The 19179-nt window shown below is 43.2% G+C and carries 17 protein-coding genes; 11 read left to right on the top strand and 6 right to left on the bottom strand.

The window, feature by feature from the left end; all coding sequences use genetic code 11:
- Nucleotides 1–40: 40 nt before the first annotated feature.
- Together WG943_RS04905 and WG943_RS04900 are read right to left on the bottom strand one after the other, a co-directional pair.
- Nucleotides 41–577, bottom strand: a complete 537-nt coding sequence (locus WG943_RS04905) for a ferritin (RefSeq protein WP_340407153.1) — start codon at nucleotides 575–577, stop codon at nucleotides 41–43.
- A gap of 177 nt (nucleotides 578–754) precedes the next feature.
- A complete protein-coding gene (locus WG943_RS04900; protein WP_340407152.1) occupies nucleotides 755–1105 on the bottom strand; it encodes a hypothetical protein in 351 nt (116 codons plus the stop codon).
- 104 nt (nucleotides 1106–1209) lie between these two features.
- Here WG943_RS04900 and WG943_RS04895 point away from each other — a divergent pair, with 104 nt between their 5' ends.
- Nucleotides 1210–1581, top strand: a complete 372-nt coding sequence (locus tag WG943_RS04895; RefSeq protein WP_340407151.1) for a cupin domain-containing protein — start codon at nucleotides 1210–1212, stop codon at nucleotides 1579–1581.
- Nucleotides 1582–1797: 216 nt separating this feature from the next.
- On the opposite strand, the gene WG943_RS04890 is transcribed toward WG943_RS04895, so the two are convergent.
- From WG943_RS04890 to WG943_RS04880, 3 genes are all read right to left on the bottom strand, one after another.
- Complete coding sequence (locus WG943_RS04890; RefSeq protein ID WP_340407150.1) at nucleotides 1798–2832, bottom strand: hypothetical protein; 1035 nt, start codon at nucleotides 2830–2832, stop codon at nucleotides 1798–1800.
- A gap of 153 nt (nucleotides 2833–2985) precedes the next feature.
- On the bottom strand, nucleotides 2986–3741 hold the full coding sequence (locus WG943_RS04885) for a LytR/AlgR family response regulator transcription factor (RefSeq protein ID WP_340407149.1): 756 nt from the start codon (nucleotides 3739–3741) through the stop codon (nucleotides 2986–2988).
- Between the two features lie 73 nt (nucleotides 3742–3814).
- Nucleotides 3815–4918: a sensor histidine kinase gene (locus WG943_RS04880; RefSeq protein WP_340407148.1), complete on the bottom strand. Its 1104-nt coding sequence runs from the start codon at nucleotides 4916–4918 to the stop codon at nucleotides 3815–3817.
- 538 nt (nucleotides 4919–5456) lie between these two features.
- On the opposite strand from WG943_RS04880, the gene WG943_RS04875 reads away from it, so the two are divergent.
- The 5 genes from WG943_RS04875 (at nucleotide 5457) to lepB (ending at nucleotide 10082) form a co-directional block, all read left to right on the top strand.
- On the top strand, nucleotides 5457–5795 hold the full coding sequence (locus tag WG943_RS04875; protein WP_340407146.1) for a hypothetical protein: 339 nt from the start codon (nucleotides 5457–5459) through the stop codon (nucleotides 5793–5795).
- A 97-nt stretch (nucleotides 5796–5892) separates the two neighbouring features.
- Complete coding sequence (locus WG943_RS04870; RefSeq protein WP_340407145.1) at nucleotides 5893–7020, top strand: serine hydrolase domain-containing protein; 1128 nt, start codon at nucleotides 5893–5895, stop codon at nucleotides 7018–7020.
- A 520-nt stretch (nucleotides 7021–7540) separates the two neighbouring features.
- The gene (locus WG943_RS04865) at nucleotides 7541–8125 is read left to right on the top strand and encodes a GldL-related protein (protein WP_340407143.1); all 585 of its coding nucleotides are present in this window, start codon (nucleotides 7541–7543) and stop codon (nucleotides 8123–8125) included.
- Nucleotides 8126–8292: 167 nt separating this feature from the next.
- On the top strand, nucleotides 8293–8622 hold the full coding sequence (locus WG943_RS04860) for an MBOAT family O-acyltransferase (protein WP_340407141.1): 330 nt from the start codon (nucleotides 8293–8295) through the stop codon (nucleotides 8620–8622).
- A gap of 362 nt (nucleotides 8623–8984) precedes the next feature.
- Nucleotides 8985–10082 (top strand): signal peptidase I, encoded by a 1098-nt coding sequence (gene lepB / locus WG943_RS04855; RefSeq protein ID WP_340407140.1) that lies wholly within the window; start codon nucleotides 8985–8987, stop codon nucleotides 10080–10082.
- A gap of 271 nt (nucleotides 10083–10353) precedes the next feature.
- Here lepB and WG943_RS04850 read toward each other — a convergent pair whose 3' ends face one another.
- A complete protein-coding gene (locus tag WG943_RS04850) occupies nucleotides 10354–10695 on the bottom strand; it encodes an MGMT family protein (protein ID WP_340407139.1) in 342 nt (113 codons plus the stop codon).
- A gap of 236 nt (nucleotides 10696–10931) precedes the next feature.
- On the opposite strand from WG943_RS04850, the gene WG943_RS04845 reads away from it, so the two are divergent.
- From WG943_RS04845 to WG943_RS04825, 5 genes are all read left to right on the top strand, one after another.
- Entirely contained in the window at nucleotides 10932–12056 is a 1125-nt protein-coding gene (locus WG943_RS04845) for an efflux RND transporter periplasmic adaptor subunit (RefSeq protein WP_340407138.1), read from the top strand.
- A 212-nt stretch (nucleotides 12057–12268) separates the two neighbouring features.
- Complete coding sequence (locus WG943_RS04840) at nucleotides 12269–15364, top strand: efflux RND transporter permease subunit (protein WP_340407137.1); 3096 nt, start codon at nucleotides 12269–12271, stop codon at nucleotides 15362–15364.
- Nucleotides 15365–15426: 62 nt separating this feature from the next.
- A complete protein-coding gene (locus tag WG943_RS04835) occupies nucleotides 15427–16764 on the top strand; it encodes a TolC family protein (RefSeq protein ID WP_340407136.1) in 1338 nt (445 codons plus the stop codon).
- A 103-nt stretch (nucleotides 16765–16867) separates the two neighbouring features.
- Nucleotides 16868–18139, top strand: coding sequence for an MgtC/SapB family protein (locus tag WG943_RS04830; protein ID WP_340407135.1), 1272 nt, complete (start codon nucleotides 16868–16870; stop codon nucleotides 18137–18139).
- Between the two features lie 179 nt (nucleotides 18140–18318).
- Nucleotides 18319–19179, top strand: an 861-nt coding sequence (locus tag WG943_RS04825; protein WP_340407132.1) for a porin family protein, incomplete at its 3' end; no start/stop codon positions are given.

Genomic DNA, 19179 nt, shown 5'->3' with positions numbered 1-19179 from the left:
TACACCAAAGGCTTTTTACTTTTAATCTATTACAGCGCTGTTAACCTTCATAGGTATCTTCATACTTGATCTTTGGTACGCGCTTATCTATCTCGTAATGGCCTGTGCCTTCCTCTCCTATTATCTCAAACAACTCCAGGGCACGGCGGGCAATATACTCTTCTTCAATCTGCTCTTTCAGGAACCACTGCAGGAACGTGAACGTAACATAGTCCTTTGCTTTCTGGCATTTATCAGCCATGCGGTTAAAAGACTGCGTAACGGCTATCTCCTGCTGCAACGCCTGCTCAAATACGCCTCTAAACGATTCGAACTCTACCTGCACGCCTGTAACATCCGGAGAAACAGCACGGCCACCCATATCAGAAACATATTTAAATAGGCGCAGCATGTGCTCACGCTCCTCATCCGACTGCTTTTTAAAATAGCCTGCACTAAAATCGAAGCCATTACGGTCGCACCAGCTGCTCATGGCAAGGTACATCGCAGAGGCTTCCGCTTCCATTTTTATCTGGTCGTTTAGGGCTCTCTCTATGTCCTCGGTAAGTGAGGTTCTAAGTCTTAATAAATCCTTCATTTGGTAGATCAGTTTTGGTTAGATAATGGCACCCAATTATAAATCGGGCCTCCTTATACATACCTAAATTTAAAGGAATTGTTTTAAATCTGGCTACAGGGGCCGAAATATGGAAGTAGTCTAAATAAAAAAGCACAGCGGTTAGGCTGTGCTGGATCAGTGAATTCAAGTATACTTCTATGCCATCTGTGTGAAGAGGCACTCGTGCAGCATACTGTTTAGGTCTAACGTAAACTTTGCCTCAGCTAGTAGTTCTTTAAAGGCATAAAGCTGTGGCAGAGTCAGCACATATATTTTATCGCAGCCACAAACCGATACAATCTCGAAGTCAGAAGCTCTGTCGGTGCTGCCGGCCATTTGCTCCAGGTTTATACTATCTACTGCTTTCTTCAGTCTAAGGAAGGCATCCACTTTAAGTATCGCCAGTTCATTGGCAAAATCAACTAAAATCCTGTTGCGGCGATCGCACTGGTAAACCGCTCCTGCCTCCGAAGTATAAATATCAGTTAATTGTATGGATGTGTGCATCTTCTCTCCTAACTTAGCTGTAGCTGCTTTCTTATAACGTTACAAAGCTAACGACTATTTAGAATGAGTCCAAATAAATTTAACTGATATTTATCATCCATAGCATGCAAAGTATAGATAAAGTAAACCTAGTCGAAAAATTTAGCCTGATAAACGACTACTGGAACCCACGAATTGCCGGCGAACTGAACGGACAGCAGGTAAAACTGGCTAAGTTTAAAGGCGAGTTTGAGTGGCACCACCACGAGCACGAGGATGAGTTTTTCTTGGTGGTAAGCGGCCAGTTTGAAATGCACCTACGCGATAAGGTGGTTGTACTAGATCCGGGAGAATGCATTGTAATACCTCGTGGCGTGGAGCATAAGCCTGTAGCCCCCGTCGAGGCCGATGTACTCATGTTTGAGCCAGCTAGTACCGTAAACACTGGTAACCTGCAAAACAGCGAGCGCACCAAAACTGACCTGGAGAAGCTATAATTGTTAATTGCTAATTGTTGATTTCACATTAACGAGGTTCAATCACACCTACCATTAACTTAGAGCTAAGTTGTTATTTCGAGCGCCAATGAGAAATCTGAAATATTGCGGTATCGTGATATGCACCAGATTTCTCACTGGCGTTCGAAATGACGAAACCAATACAGAATCTTTAAAATTGGCAGTACCGGGTAATAATCAAAAACCAGCAATCACTCACACCAGCTTAGGCACCTTTACAAGTAAAGTTTTAAGGTTTAAACGTACTAGATCGCCCATACATTTGCACTTCAAGAATTCTTTGGAGTTGTGATGCTCAGCCAGCTCCTTCTTTAGCAGTTCAATTTTTTCTGGTGTGGAGATCGTATCCTGCCGCATGCAGTCAATTAAATCTTTCAGGCGGTAACGTGCCGATTTAAGCCTACGGAACATGAGGGTGCGTTCCTCGTTCTGGTACTGCTTTACTACATCTGGTTTTAGTAGCGTGAGCACGAGGTTTACAATGGCGTTGTTGTCTTTAAAGAACTGGGGCAGATACATGGTTTTCTTACCTTCGTAAGACTGCTGATCGAAGTCGATGGGGCGCACACGGTACTGTTCGTCCTCAAAATCGGGAGTTACGTCTACCACATAATTGTAAGAACGCATATCGCCCAGCAGACGGATAAAGCAGCGTTCGTTAAATTTTACGAACTCTTTAGCGATACGTACTTTGTTGGCTGTTTTACGGTTCAGGTAATCTTTTATGAAAGCATCGCCGGGTATACCTGCAATGTGCTCCTCAATCAGCGAATCTCCATCTACCAAGTAGTTAATACGGCTTGGCGATAGTATGTGCTCCAGCTCCAGACCATATACACGTGAGGCATCGGCTTTTTTCACATAAAAGTAGTCGTAGTTGTCGTTTAGCTGGTTCATGATCTGCACCCTAAACGGATTGGAGTTACCAAATGTGCAGTAATCTATCCTGGATACGTATAAGTGCTCCATCACCGACATATCGCCGTCTGTCTTCAGCAAGGCATAGATCATGGTAAGGCCACGGTTCAGCTCTCCCTGAGACTGCTGCTCATACATCACCGACTCCCACAGCGTGTCGTGCCCCTGCTTGTCGTAATACGGAAACGAATCGGAATAATGCAGCAGGTCCTCGTACTTTACCGGCAGCTTTGTTTCGCGGTCGTAGTGGTGCAGGTACTTGCGTAGCCCTTTGCTGATCGGGTAAAACAGCTTTTTTTTGGAGATGTACACTTTGGGGGAAATCTAAATGCTGAATTAAAATTACGGTCTGAGCAGAAGTTATACTTTTAATAAACTGCTATAGTTCTGCTTTGCCCTATCAATTTAAGTAACTAAAGTATAAACGCTATACTTTAGCTGTCTCATAATTTATAACTCGTACATCTACGCCTCCAGCAGGTTGTTCTGGTTTAGTATCTGCAGTACTTCGTTTTTGTAGAAGCGGCCGATTGGAATTTCGGTTTTACCGATATCGACAGCGGTGGCAGAAAAGGCTTGTATTTTATCTAGTGCAACGATAAAAGACCGGTGTATGCGCAGAAACTTATCGGTTGGCAGCTTTTCTTCCAAAAAAGAAATTTTTTGATACGAGATAATCTCTTTTGTCTCTGTTTTAACCCGGATGTAATCTTTTAAGCTTTCTATGTAAAGTATATCCGAGAGCATTATCTTCACCATTTTCTTATCGGCTTTAAGGTATATGAAAGCCTCTTTGTAACCGGGGCCGGAGGTGGTGGCAAGTGGTGCCACAACAGGTGCAGCAATGGCAGCTGGCTTTGCTACCTCAGCAGCAGTTGTTACCTTAGATACCGCTTTCAGGAAGCGCTCAAACGCGATCGGTTTTAGCAGGTAATCAACAGCATTCAGTTCAAAACCTTCCAAAGCGTAGTCGCGGTAGGCGGTAGTAAAAATTACTTTAGGTGGGTTAGTGAGTGTTTTCAGAAAATCAATACCTGTTAGTTTGGGCATCTGTATATCCAGGAACAGCAGGTCTACCTTGTGGGTTTGCAGGCAGTTGTAGGCTTCCAGGGCGTTATTGCAGCGGCACACCAGCTCCAGGTTATCCAGGCGTTCGATAAACGTTTCTAGCACATCCAGTGCCAGCGGCTCATCGTCTACTATCATGCATTTGATTTTCATACTTTTATCTTGAGGTTAAACAGGTGTTATGTATACTTTGACCTGCGATCTACTTTATACATTGCAATTAAACTTAATCAAGGATTATCTCCAGCCTGGCTGCGTAACTTTCCGGTTCATCTTCTATATCTAGCTTAAACTTGCCATCGTAAAGCAGCTCTAGGCGGCGCTGCAGGTTTTTAAGCCCGATACCAGATGCCATGTCGCGGGTATTCGTGCTGGCTTTTGTACCGCATTTGCAGTTCTCTACCAGCAGTACCAACTTGTTCTCTACCACCTTTACATCTATGCGCACCCAGGCATTTTCGGTTTCGGTGCTTACACCGTGTTTAAAGGCATTCTCTACAAAGGGCAGCAGCAGCATAGGGGCAATCTGTTTACCTGCTATACTTCCGGCTTCGGTTACCTGCACATCTACCCTATCGCCATAGCGCATCTGCTCCAGGGCCACATAGTTTTTAATGTACGCCAGCTCTTTCTCAAGCGCCACAGTGGCGGCATTGGCATCATAGAGCATGTAGTCCATTAAGCTCGAAAGCTTTAGCACTACCTCCGGGGCGTTGTCGGACTTTTTAAGAGTGAGTGAGTATAGGCTGTTAAGCGTATTAAAAAGGAAGTGTGGGTGAATCTGGCCTTTAAGCACCTTAAGCTCGGCCTCCAGTTTATCTTGCGTAAGGCTTTGAGCAGCTTTCTGTTGCCGGTACCAGGTTTTAAGCAAGGCGATAACCGTAGTAATGGCAATTACATAACTTACATTTACTTCGTTTTTAATAAAACGATACATCGTAAAGTTGTCCTGTGTGCAGGTAGTGGGGCAAAAAAGCGGATGAATAAGGAAGGGAAGCAGCACAAACTGCAGCATTGCTGCAATGGCACCCATGAGCAGTAGCAGGTACACGAAAAACTCGAGGTATCGTTTTTCGAGTAGGTAGCGCGGCATCAGGTAGTACATATTAAAGTATACTAGCAGCATTTTAAACGGCAGCTCTACCAGCTCTACCATAAATGCGTTGTAGTAATCATCAATATAGCTGCCATACAACAACCCAAAAAACACCACATATACCGCCCAAAAAAGCACGTGTAACATCAGCCTGTTCTGCGTAATGTTACGCACATCAGGCAGACTCCATGCCTCCGGGGTTATTGCCCTGACCGTACTCAACTTTACTTCCATGTTACAAAGTTATACTTTATACTGCTGTGCGCTAGCCTGCTATACTTTGTTTTAGACAATTGACTAAGTATAAAGGCCAAGCAGCATCATTTGCTGGTCTAACAGTTTCTGGGGCAAAAAGATTTACTTAGAAAGTATCAAGGAATAGGGTTCTGATTTATACTTTAATTATACCAGTTAATATAGCTTAGTGCAGTCTCTTTCCTGATTGCTATGGCTGCTACTGAAGAGATTTCTGGATTTGTAAAAACATGAATTTATTAATGAACCAGACATAGCAGCTTATAGGTAAAAATAGTATAGTACAGATGCTATGTCGGGGGGACATATATATTTCCTGTTCACCATGCTAGTTTGAATGAAGCAGAAACTTATACATAAACATAATTCCTTATATTGCACAAGCACTATATTACGTAAGAAACAATTAGTTAGGCTTTTAAGACGGCAAAAGCTTTTAAAGTAAGAATTAATTAAGTCCGTACATAGTGCAGATAAGCGTATGTTTGTGTTTATCCAGTAGTTAGCCTTAATTTAAATGAAGAAGAAACTCTTGTACATTTTTGCATTCATAGGCTTTATTGCTACTGTTAAAACCATATATGATTTTCTGAAAGAACAGAATGACGCTTCCCAATACTTATCTATGTGTGGAAGTGTGAAAGTAGGTATGACGCTGGAAGAAGCGAAGAAAGTGATGGGAGACTATGAATACTACAGAATGAGAAATAGAAGTGAGATATGGACCAGCTTTAACAACAGCAAAGAAAAGACATACTACCTTACTTATCCTTCAGTATTTCTTGCTTCGACAGGAACAGAAATATACTTTGACCCTGAGACACAATTGGTGACAAAGGTAGTTTGCGGAGAATAAGAAAAAATCAGGCTAACAATTTACATGTGCAAAGCTTCGGCAGAGCCTCGCTCACCTAATGTAAGAGACCGTTATGGGCAATAAAAAACCTAAAAAAATGAAGTTAATTATACTTTTGATTCTTGGAATTACAATTTCAAGTTGCAATAAACATTCAAAAAACATTACAAATAGCAAAATTGATAGTGTTAAGATTTCAATAGAAAAGAATGCCGATTCTCTGCTTCTTGATCCTAAAATAAATTCAGTTTCAATTGGTATTTATAAAGATGGAGAAACCTACACAGGCCATTTTGGAGAATTGGATAAGGGAATAGGGAACAAACCGACAGATGCAACAATATATGAAATTGCTTCTGTTAGCAAATCTTTCACAGGGACTTTGGTCGCTCAAGCAGTTCTCGATAAGAAAATTAATTTGGACGATGATATTCGAAAGTATCTTGATGGAGATTTTTCGAACTTAGAATACAATAATAGTCCTATAAAAATAAAGCACCTTATTACGCATACTTCTGGACTTCCGAGATCCTTACCAACAAGTATAGATGCCCTCTTCGATACTATTGATGAGAAACTTCCCTTTAGAATATATGAGATAGAAAAAAACTATAGTAAAACTCAATTTTTGGGTGACTTGCAAACTGTAAAAATTGCTGCTATACCTGGAACTAGCTTTAACTATTCAAATGCTGATACAGAGGTAATGGCCTACATTTTAGAAAAAGTATATAAAATGACTTATGACCAGCTATTACAAAAATTTATTTGTAAACCAGCTGGAATGAAAGATACTAAAGTAAAATTATCAGCAGAAGAATTAAACAGATTAGCAAATGGCTATGGTGAAACTAATAAACTAGTGCCTCATTTCGCAAATACTTTATGGGGAGCAGATGGTGGTATAAAATCAACCACAGCTGATTTAGTAAATTATATGAAGTTTCAGCTTGAAAACAACAATTTAGCAGCAGCAGAATCTCATAAATTGATTTTTTCTGAAAATGATATAAAAATGGGGTATTTATGGCCAATAATTACTAACGATGAAGATGATATCTACTATACCATCCACGGTGGTGCATTCGGTACACAAAACTACTTATTAATTATTCCTAAGTATAATTTAGGTGTCTCCATAATTACAAATCAAAGTGGTCCCGAAACACAAGGCAAACTATGGAATACTATGAATAATTTACTAAATGATATAAAGGAATTATAAAAACCCATAACAATGTATAAGCTAAACCCTGCGCTGAAGCTTCGGGCCTCGCCTGTACTAAACGTTAAATCATTAGTAATACAACCATGGATGTAAAAAGTGAGAATTTGGTAAGCCTAAAGGCTTTTGCTTACAGTGGGGCTGTATGTATGTTTATTGCTTTGCTTATCCAAGTAGCCTGGATCAAAGCTTTTAACGCTGCAGGAACACATGAAGAAAGGGTAGCCATCTTTAATAACTTTTTACCTGCATTTCTCCATGGTAGCTATACTTTGAACTATATAAGTGTTAGTTTATGCGCAGTAGCAGTTGTGCTAAGCAACATCGCTATGAAGCTACCAGCAGTATGGAAGATCATTTCGCTAATCACTTTAATTATAAGTGTGCTTTTGCTTCTACTGAATTTATATCAGTTAATGTAAGTGAACATTCTTTAATATGCTTTAACCTAACCACACCTGCACTTTAGCTACGCCACAGTTTAGCTAAGTAAATTGGCACACATATATTATAGACAAAAATGAAGAAAACAGAAATAGTTCTTGGAGCAATTGCTGCTGTAGCACTATTGCTCAACTTACTATTTGCTCCGGGTGGTAGCGTCCTGACAGTATTATCCTTATCAGCAATTTCGGTGCTTTACATGTACTTGAGTTTTGCTCTCTTCAACGGCATACGCCTACGCCACATTTTCAAGAAAGACTCCTATAAAGGCATTAGCACCATGCGAATTATTGGGGCTGTACTGACAGGACTTGCTCTCTCAATAACACTCATCGGGTTACTTTTCAAATTCCAAGATTGGCCTGGCGCAAGTATAAATTTAGGTGTTGGCCTGTTTGGGCTCGTAGTTGCCTTGATAGTTGGAGCAGTGAAGTACTCCAAGTCAAAATCAGACTACTACACAAAAATATTTAAGCGCATTGCTGTTTACGGTGGACTTGGACTAATTATGTTACTCCTCCCAAAAGAGGCCTGGTTAGAATTCAAGTACCGAAACCACCCAGATTATGTCATTGCAGTTAAAAAAGCTATGGCGGAATCGGACAACCAAGAATTATGGGACAAAGTGGAAGAAGAACGACAAAAAATTAATATAGAATAATGAAAAGCACGCGTACCAATACAGCATTTATTTCATGGCGGGGAAAGTGCTTAAAATAAGGTCATCGGCTCTCAACTCACTATTTCGCAGACGGACAGTATAATGATTTTTTATAGCTACAAACCAAATACTAGACCGTTTGTGGTAATCAAAAAAGCCATTTAGAAATGAATTTAACTTTAACACAATATGTAAAAAAAAGGAATGGCGTAGCAATAGGAGGCCCAAAATCTTTAAGAAACAATCTTTATCGTTCATTGGGAGCGAAAAATTTTTCAACATTTTGGAATTATTGGAATCCCATCTTTGGATATTATTTAGGAAAATTCATTTTCAAACCACTGAAAAGGATTTTGCCAGTTTCGATTTCATTGATTTTCACATTTATTTTTTGTGGCCTGATTCATGATGCTGTTACGATAATCGTTAGAGGGAGAATTTCGCTTTTTTTTTACAATTTGGTTTATGTTTATGGGGCTTGCTGTTTTGTTAACTAAAGTTCTTAAGCATAATTTTTCGAAACAAATCTGGATTATACGAGCATTTATTAATTTGACAATAATAGCTTTCTGTTTAATATTGACAAGCTTTATTGTATACAGTTGATAATGATAGCATATGGATAAATAATAAAGCCAGCTGCCAACCAAAGCTAAAGGCAACCGCCGCCATGTAGTTGGATAGCTCCTCTGCAAATAGCTATCTTGCCTGCAGTTAACGAATTAAACCTGATACGGCGGCTGTCTTTAGCAGTACCGTTTACGAAGAATAGAAATACTTTAGGGCTGCCTTCCAAACCTCTCTCGATACAGATAAGCAAATTAATACTTATCTTCAGCAGCCTACAATGACAACACTCATGAAAACAAAGCTATTCAATAAGAAACCAGCCGTTACAGCGCCCAAAAAGAAAAAAAGTTTTGCCCGTGAGTGGGGAGATGCTATACTTTTTGCCGTAGTGGCCGCCAGTTTGATCAGGTGGGGAACAGTTGAAGCCTACACCATTCCCACACCATCCATGGAGAAGTCCTTGCTTGTGGGCGATTTCCTGTTTGTAAGCAAGTTGCATTACGGTCCGCGTACACCAGTTACCCCTTTGCAGGTTCCCCTAACACACCAGACCATTTGGGGCACAAACATTCCCTCATACTCCAATGCCTTTCAGTTGCCCTCATACCGCCTGCCGGGCTTCTCAGCTGTAGCGCACAACGATGTGGTAGTGTTTAATTTCCCCACAGAGGATCATCACCCTGCCGACCTTCGCACCAACTATATCAAGCGCGCCATTGGCTTACCCGGCGACTCCCTCATGATTCGGAACAGCCAGGTGTACATAAATGGCAAAGCACTGTCGATGTTAGAGCAGACGCAGTACAAGTACTACATTAAAACAGACCGGCGATTAAGTGAGAAGTTCTTCCTTGATAGAAATATTAGAGTGCATGATGTGATGCTATGGGATGAAGGATATGTAATTGATGCCTCTCCTGGGTTGGTTGCAGAGCTTAAATCGCTTGACTTTATAAAAGAAGTTGCCCTGTGGGAGCAAACTGATACAGCCGGAGAGGTTTTCCCACAGTTGGCAAACCTTAACTGGAACAGAGATAACTTCGGACCGTTATACATCCCTCAAAAAGGTGCTACCGTAGCCATAACACCTGAGTCTCTGCCCTTCTACCAGAAGGCTATACTTGATTATGAGCACAACGAGGATGCAGCTGTAAGGGATGGGAAGTTATACATCAACGGCAAAGAAACGAAGCAGTATACCTTTAGGCAAGACTATTATTTTATGATGGGTGACAACCGCCACAACTCCCTAGACTCCCGCTACTGGGGCTACGTGCCAGAAGACCATATTGTAGGGAAGGCAGTATTTGTTTGGATGTCAACGAACCAATACGGTGGTTTGTTTGATAAAATCAGGTGGGGAAGAATTTTTAGCTCTGTTAAATAAGTATTAGGGTAAAGTATAAACGAGAACTCAAACAAATACTTTGCGGGTTTAGAAATAGTCTGTTGCAACAAAACAGGTATAACTTACATTGCTTGTTACAACTGAGTATACTTATAACTAGATTATCTTATGTGCCAGGCGAAGTGGGTAAAGCAAAAGATGATGTATCTTAACACATTATCTCTCCCATCTCAATTCTGACGTTGTAATCTTCGCTTACGCTATTGGCTTTGGCTGCATAATTCCGTTGCAACATGCCCTAACGTTTACTTTAAACTAGTTCCTTTGCCGGGTCCCAGAACAGCTTCTCAAAATCAATTACCTGGTTGTTCACTACTTTAACACCATCTGCCTCCAGCCGCTCCTGCATGGCGTTGGGAACTTCAAAATGCTGGCTTCCGGTTAGTAGGCCTACTCTGTTAACCACTCTGTGTGCTGGTATTTTTGTAAGCGGGTGCGAGGCGATAAGTGCCCAACCCACCATGCGAGCAGAGCCTTTGGCCCCCAGGTAACTGGCAATGGCACCGTAAGATGTTACTCTACCCTTTGGTATAAGCTGTACCACTTCGTACACATCCTGAAAAAAATTCTCTTTCTTTTTGTTTTCGCTCATAGAGGACTAATTTTATACAAATACTGTTTAAACACAGAGGCAAGTTGTTTGTCTTTTAAATGCCTCGTTTGGTAGAGTAACCAGCACCCTTACTTTTGTTTAATTTTGCTATGGAGTAACTTTAAACGTTTTACCTTTTGCATAGTCTAAGACAAGATGCCTTGTTTAAAAGACTTTACGAAGCAAAGGGCATTGTAATTTACGCTAACCTATAAAATAACACGGAACTAAACTAAATGAGTAAACCTGTCAAGTCCATTCTTATACTGGTAGCTGTTGTAGCTGTTGGCTACCTCCTCTATTCTAAAATATTTGCCGGCGAAGATGCAGCGCCAGCAGCAAGCGGAAGGGGTGGCGGCGGTCCTATGGTGCAGCGAGTAGCCGTGGATGTGTTTGTCGTTTCGCCGTCTGCATACCAAAACAAAATTACAACTACCGGTACAGTGCTACCAAACGAAGAAGTAGAACTACGCAGCGAGATTGCCGGCCGTGTTACAAGTATAAATTTTAAGGAAGGCACCCGCGTGCAGAAAGGCCAACTACTGGTAACTGTAAACGATGCCGAACTGCGTGCTCAGCTGCAAAAGCTGGAATCTAACCAGAAGTTGTACCGCGATATGGAGGAGCGCCAGCGCACCCTGCTGAAGAAAGAGTACATCAGCGCGCAGGAGTACGACCAGGTAAGCAACCAGTTAGCTACGGCAACTGCCGACATACAGGCTTTAAAAGCTACACTGGCTAAAGCGTATATCAGAGCTCCTTTTGATGGAGTAATCGGCTTGCGCCAGGTAAGTGAGGGCAGCTATGTGTCTGCCACTACGCCTATCACCCGCATTGTAGACATCAGTCCTGTAAAAATAGATTTTGCCATACCCGGCCGCTATAGCCAGCAGGTAAAAGCCGGCGATAAGATTACCTTTACAGTAGAAGGAAATCCAAAAGTATATGATGCATCTGTTTACGCTGTTCAGCCGGGGATAGACCCAACCACCCGTACGCTACAGGTGAGAGCCCTTTTTGACAATAAAAACGAAGAGGTAAAGCCAGGCGCCTTTGTAAGTGTAGCCCTTTCGCTGCAAAACTCAGACGATGCCATCTTGATCCCGACAGAGTCTATCATACCAGAGGCAACCGGACATAAAATTTATCTGGCTAAAAATGGTAAAGCAGTACCGCAAATGGTAAAAATTGGCCAGCGCTCCGAAACCCTAATACAGATTGTAGAAGGTGTGGCTCCCGGCGATACAATTATCCGCTCTGGTATTATGCAATTACGCGACGGCTCAAACCTGAACATACGCAAGGTGCAAAAAGCTGATGAGCCTGAGACTACTGCACAACAACCAGCTGCTAAAGAATAATTTACACCGCAGAAATGCCGGAAACATATCCGGAAACGTTCTAAAATAGTGGCAGCCGGCCTTTGTATAATTAATGCAGGCAGGCTGCTAACCCGAAGACAAACTAATAAACGCTTACAAACAGGTAAAAGAATTAAGCACTTAAACATTACATAGCACAAGCTGCTTTAAAGTATACTTATTTCTGTTACCAGATACTACCAAAGATCTATATGGCAAGTTTATCAAATATAAGTATAAAGCGTCCGGTACTGGCCATCGTGATGAGCATCACAATCATGGTATTCGGATTTATTGGCATTACCTACCTCGGGGTGCGGGAGTACCCCAGCGTGGATCCGCCGATTGTTAACGTAAGAACCTCCTACACGGGTGCCAACGCCGAAACAATAGAATCCGAGATTACGGAGCCACTGGAAGAGTCAATCAACGGTATTGCGGGCATCAGAACACTAACCTCAACTAGCAGCGATGGTAGCAGTAACATTACCGTAGAGTTTAACCTGGATGTAGACCTGGAAACTGCTGCAAACGATGTACGCGACCGTGTAGCCAGAACACAGCGGAGATTACCTGAAGATGCTGAGCCACCTACCGTAGCAAAAGCCGATGCCGATGCCAACCCTATTCTGTTCTTGGGCATCAGAAGTGAGAGCCGTTCGCTGCTTGATCTTTCAGACATCGGAACAAACGTATTTAAGGAGCAGCTGCAAACCATACCGGGTGTTAGTGAGATCATGATCTGGGGTGATAAGCGTTACTCGATGCGCCTCTGGATGGACCCTGAAAAACTGGCTGCCCTGCGCGTTACACCTCTTGAAGTACAAACAGCCTTAGCGCGCCAGAACGTGGAGCTGCCTTCCGGAAGTATAGAAGGTGCTACCACCGAGCTTTCCGTTAGAACTATGGGCCGTATTTCTACACCAGAGGAGTTTAATAGTCTGATTGTGCGCCAGGATGCTGACCGCCTGATCCGCTTCCGAGATATCGGCTACGCCCAGCTAGCCCCTGAAAACGAGAAAACAGTACTGCGTTACAACGGTATCCCGATGATCGGTGTGGTGCTGGTACCGCAGCCAGGATCTAACCAAATAGAGATTGCCGACGAGTTTTACCGACGCCTGGAGCACATCAAAAAAGATATCCCCGAAGACCTGCAACTGACTATCGGCTTCGATAACTCGCAGTATGTAAGGGCTTCTATTGCAGAGGTGAAGGAGACCATTATTGTAGCTTTTGGCCTTGTAGTAATTGTGATCTTCCTGTTTCTGCGCGACTGGCGTTCTACAGTTATACCTGTGGTTGCTATTCCGGTATCCCTGATCGGTAGCTTCTTTATCATGTACGTGATGGATTTCTCCATTAACGTGCTCACGTTGCTGGGTATCGTACTGGCCATTGGTCTGGTAGTAGATGATGCCATTGTAATGCTGGAGAATATTTACACCCGTATAGAGAAGGGCGAAAAACCCTTGCTGGCAGCTAAAAAAGGAGCCAAGGAGATTTACTTCGCTATTATCTCTACTACTGTTGCACTTGCGGCAGTGTTTATGCCGGTAGCCTTCCTGGAAGACTCAACAGGCCGGCTGTTCCGTGAATTTGGTATTGTGGTGGCAGGTTCAGTAATTATTTCGTCGTTTGTGTCGCTTACCTTAACGCCGATGATGTCGTCGCGCATTCTTAAGCACAGAGACAGGCCAAACTGGTTCTACCGCAAAACTGAGCCGTTTTTCCTGGCTCTGACTAATGGCTACCGCAGCAGCCTGGAAGCCTTTATGCGCGTACGTTGGGTAGCCTTTATACTTATTGGTGTTGCCGCAGGCACTATCTGGTGGCAGATGTCTACGCTGCAATCTGAGCTAACGCCTGATGAAGACAGAGCAGGACTTAGAATAAACGCCACAGGCCCTGAGGGTGCATCGTTTGAGTTTATGGACCAGTACATGAATGAGCTTACCGCTTTGGTTAACGATTCGGTGCAGGGTATCTCAAGTATAACTTCCATGACGCGAAACTCAAACTCAGGCTTTATACGCCTGCGTTTAGTGCCTGCTGAGGAGCGTACCCAGACACAGCAGGAAATTGTGGAAAGTATGTCTTCGCTAATTAACCAGATACCAGGTGCAAGGGCTTTTGCCTCAGGTGATAAAGGACTAGGCGGCGGACGTGGCGCCGGGCAACCTATACAGTTCGTGGTGCAGTCTCAGAATATGGAGAAGCTGCGCGAGATCATCCCGCCGTTCCTTGAAAAAGCACAGCAAGACCCGACCTTCAACTTTGTAGACGTAAACCTGAAATTTAACAAACCCGAACTGCGCGTAGAAATTGACCGTGAAAAAGCACAAAGCTTAGGTGTGAGTGTGCGCGATATTGCACAAACTATACAGCTCGGCTTAAGCGGTTCACGCTTCGGATACTTTGTAAAAGGCGGCAAGCAGTACCAGATACTGGGCCAGGTAGCCCGCGAAAACCGCAGTGAACCTCTAGACCTGCGCAGCCTTTATGTAAAGAGCAGCAGCGGTGAACTGATCCAACTAGACAACCTGATCGAATTAAAAGAAGAAAGCGCTTCGCCTCAGGTTTACCGTTTTAACCGTTTTGCGGCTGCAACTTTTAGTGCTACACTAGCTAAAGGCAAAACTATTGGCGATGGCTTAGAAGTAATGGATGGTATTGCAGACGAAGTACTGGACGAAACCTTCCAGACCAGCCTTAGCGGCCAGTCAAGAGATTTTTCTGAGAGCTCAGGCAGCTTAATGTTTGCTTTCCTTCTAGCGCTAGGCCTTATCTACCTGGCACTTGCCGCACAGTTCGAAAGCTTCCGTGATCCGATCATTATCATGTTTACCGTACCACTGGCCCTTTCGGGTGCTTTAGTAAGTTTATGGTACTTTGGTCAAACATTGAACATCTTCAGCCAGATTGGTATGATTATGCTGGTAGGTCTGGTAACGAAAAACGGTATCCTGCTGGTAGAGTTTGCCAACCAACGTAAAGAAGAAGGCCTCACGAAACTTGATGCAGCCACAGATGCCGCCGTATCCCGTTTCCGCCCTATCCTGATGACATCGCTCTCTACTATATTAGGTACTTTACCAATTGCGCTTGCGCTGGGTACAGGTGCAGAGAGCCGTGTGCCAATGGGTATTGCCGTTGTGGGCGGTCTTATTCTGGCCACAGGTCTTACACTTTATGTAATTCCAGCGGTTTATTCTTACTTCTCAACTGCTGAGGCTAACGTAATCCGGGACCTTGATGAAGAGGAGAAACAAGAGAAAGCCAAAAAGCAGCAGCCGGAGTACGTATAAGCACGCCAGTTCGCACCAATTATTATTAGCCAAAGGATTTTAACGCGATAGAGTAAGTATAAATGTATTCATATAGAGCAGCGGCGCTTTTTCTTGTCGCATTAGCACTACTACTGCCTGGTAAAGTTTTAAGCCAGGAGCAGCTTTCGTTGGAGCAGGCCATTCGTTTAGGTCTGCAAAATAACTACGATATACAGATTGCATCCAAGCAGGAGGCAATTTCTGAAAATAATGTAACGTTGGGCAATGCAGGTTTTCTGCCAAATGTGGATGGCAGGGCTTCACGTACCTTCAGCGAAAACAACTCCAGGCAGGAGTTTAACACCGGACCAGACCGCATACGCAGAGGTGCCAGTTCCAACAACCTGAGCTATGGGGCAAATCTAAACTGGGTAATTTTTGATGGCTTAGGCATGTTTATCAACTTAGACCGTTTAAAGACACTAGAAAAATCCGGTGAGCTTTTTACCAAGCAGACAGTGGAGGCAACGCTAGCTCAAATTACAGCAAGCTATTTTGAAGTTGCCAGACAGGCCTTTAAAATACAGGCATTGCAGGACGCCATTGCTATTTCAGAGGCGCGAGTAGAAATTGCCCAAGCACAATACGAGGTAGGCGTTAGTGCCAAAGTAGAAATATTGCGTGCACGGGTAGATTACAACGCCGATAGGTCGGAGCTGCTGTTGCAGCAGGAGCTACTGCAAAACGCCAAAATAAACCTGAATCAATTGTTAGGCCGCAATCCTGATATTGATTTTGTAGTAACAGATAGCATTGTAGTAGACCCTACTCTAACTTATGGTATGGCCGCTACAGACCTGAGTGCCTCTAACCCGCTGCTGCAGCGCCTGCAACTTGACCGCCAACTAGCTCAACTTGATGTAAAAGCTATTCGTGCCAGTCGTTTTCCTGTGATTGGTGTTACCAGCGCCTATAACTTTAGCCGTTCGGAAGCAGAACCTCTGAACGAATTCCAGGCACGGTTTAACCAGAACAGAGGCTACAACTATGGTTTAACACTTAGTGTACCCATTTTTAACGGCTTCAACATTAATCGACAGGCCCAGAATGCACGCATAAACCTGGAGTCAGTGAACCTGGAGTATATGCGGGAACAAAACCGCTTACAATCTGACCTGGCACGTGCATACAGCCAGTACGCTAACCGCCTGCAGCTACTGGACCTGGAAGAATATAACCTGAAACTGGCACAAGAGAATGCAGAGATTGCCCTGGAGCGTTACCGATTAGGCCTTTTAACAGCCATTGAGCTAAGAGAGGCGCAGCGTAACGAGTTAGTAGCATCTAATCGGTTAATAGATATTCAGTTCCAGGCCAAAACCGCCGAAGTTGAAATGAAACGACTATCTGGAACACTGCTCCAGGAAAAGCAACTATAGTTACATACTCTGCCTTAGTTAAAGCATATAAGTATAAAAGTATAGCCATAGCTATACTTTTATCGTTTTAGGCAATGTATATTGCATTACCTAACATCACCTTATGGAGTCAGAGCTGTTCCAGAAACTAGCGATATCCCTTGGACTAGGACTACTTGTAGGCTTACAGCGGCAACACGACCGGTCTGAGTTGGCAGGCATCCGTACGTTTCCGCTTATAACGCTTTTTGGTTCTGTTACCGCACTTCTTTCTCAGGAATTTGGCGGATGGGTACTGGCAGCAGGTTTACTTAGCCTGGCCGCACTCGTTGCTGTTGCCAACACCCTGAGAAGAGATAACCCAAATTTTGACCCAGGCCTTACCACAGAGGCAGCAGCTTTACTTATGTTTGTTGTGGGAGCTTTCCTGATGCTGGGTAGCGGTACTGTAGCCATTGCCATTGGTGCTACTACTGCAGTTCTGCTACACCTCAAAGAAACACTGCACCGTGCTGTAGAGCGTATCGGGCAAAAGGATCTGAAAGCCATTATGCAGTTTGTAGTACTCCTGCTCATTATTCTGCCGGTGCTGCCCAACGAAACTTATGGCCCTTATGAAGTACTGAACCCTCACAATATTTGGTTAATGGTAGTGCTCATTGTGGGCATTAGCCTTTTGGGCTACTTTGCTTATAAAGTATTTGGAGGAAGAGCCGGAACGATACTAGGCGGTGTTTTAGGTGGGTTAATTTCCAGCACAGCTACTACCGTAAGCTATGCCCGCCGCAGCAAAGAAGCTGAAACCAGCACCAGCCTTGCTGCCATTGTTATTTTTATTGCCACCATTGTCTCTATAGCACGCATTATAACCGAAATAGCGGTGGTAGCTCCTGGCACTATATCAGTGGTATTACCTCCGCTTGCAGCACTCCTAGTTTTAATGCTGATTATAGGTGCTGTTACCTACTTGTTCAGCAAAAAAGACCGCGAGAAAATGCCGGAGCAGGATAACCCGGCTCAACTTAAAACTGCACTTGTATTCGGGTTGGTTTATGCCCTTGTTATACTTGCCACAGCCTTTGCCAAAGACCAACTAGGCAGTAAAGGCTTGTTTATTGTAGCCATTGTTTCCGGGTTAACAGATGTTGATGCCATTACGTTATCTACAGCTCGTTTAATGAACATTGGAAACCTGGAGGTGCAAACAGGCTGGAAAGTTATACTTGTGGCGGCTTTATCGAACTTGGTATTTAAAGGAGCACTGGTTGGCATACTTGGTAATCGGCGAGTATTTCTGAGAGTATTCTTGCTGTTTGGTATTGCACTGGCAGGCGGGTTACTTGTTTTATGGCTTTGGCCTTCAGATTTCAACCTTCAATCTCTAGTTAAAGTATAAACCTCCTCCCTAAAACAACTTGATTATTCTTGGCCCTGCTGTTGCACTGTTACTTATAAATAATGCAGCTGCACCTGCTGTTTTACACTCTTAACTCAGAAGTATAAATATTACCTTCCAGATTGCTGCAATACGTATATCTTCCATAAACATCAGCTATTTTTCACTTTCTGATATTTATGAAGAAAGCTCTACTACTGCTCTTATTCCTGATACAGACAAACCTGCTTTTGGCACAAACAATGCCTGGAATACGCCTTGGAGGAAGTATAAGCAAAATTAACGGCATCAGCACCTCTTTTGGCAGCTACAACTGGATACGCCATTACCACGGTGGTATAATACTAGCGCATAAGATCAACGATAACCTTTATCTGCAACCAGAGCTAAACTATGCTCAAAAGGGATACCAATACGAGATCGCCAGAAGCAATAAACAGGTTTATAAGGATACTGTCTTATATCAGGAAACTAATCGAATTAATTACCTCGACCTGCCTATATTGGCTAAAATTGGGACAAAAGGCTTTTATTTCGAACTAGGACCGCAGTTCTCTTTTCTTGCGGACGGAGAGCGGACTGTAACACGCACAACTGATGCTGGTGGTGCAATTAACAAACACAGCCATACCAGGAATTTGATTGGTGTTGTTGAAAGATTTGATATTGGCTTCGTCGGTGGCTTTGGGTACCAAACATTATCAGGTCTGGGTTTAGGTGTTCGCTTCAATCAGAGTTTTAAAGAAGTAATCGATCAGGAAAACTGGAAAAGGAATGTTGTTGTGCAATTGTCGGCATTTTACCTGTTTGGCAAACAAAAGGAGTTGAAAAGTATACAACAACCACCTGCAGTTCCAAATCCTGACATTGATTATTATAAAAAGAGAAGAGCCAGCAAGAAAGGCTACACAATTACTACACGTATGAACATGGGCCGTGTAACTTTCACAAAGCTAGAGAACAGTAACCGCAACCATGGGGAGTGTAATTTAAACTGTGTCATTTCTTGTTTCAATTTACTGGCCCTTTCGCTGTCCTGG

The organism is Pontibacter sp. H249, from assembly GCF_037892465.1.
Classification (GTDB): domain Bacteria; phylum Bacteroidota; class Bacteroidia; order Cytophagales; family Hymenobacteraceae; genus Pontibacter.
The sequence above is the reverse complement of the archived record's forward strand: the minus strand, read 5'-3'. Positions and strand labels throughout refer to the sequence as shown.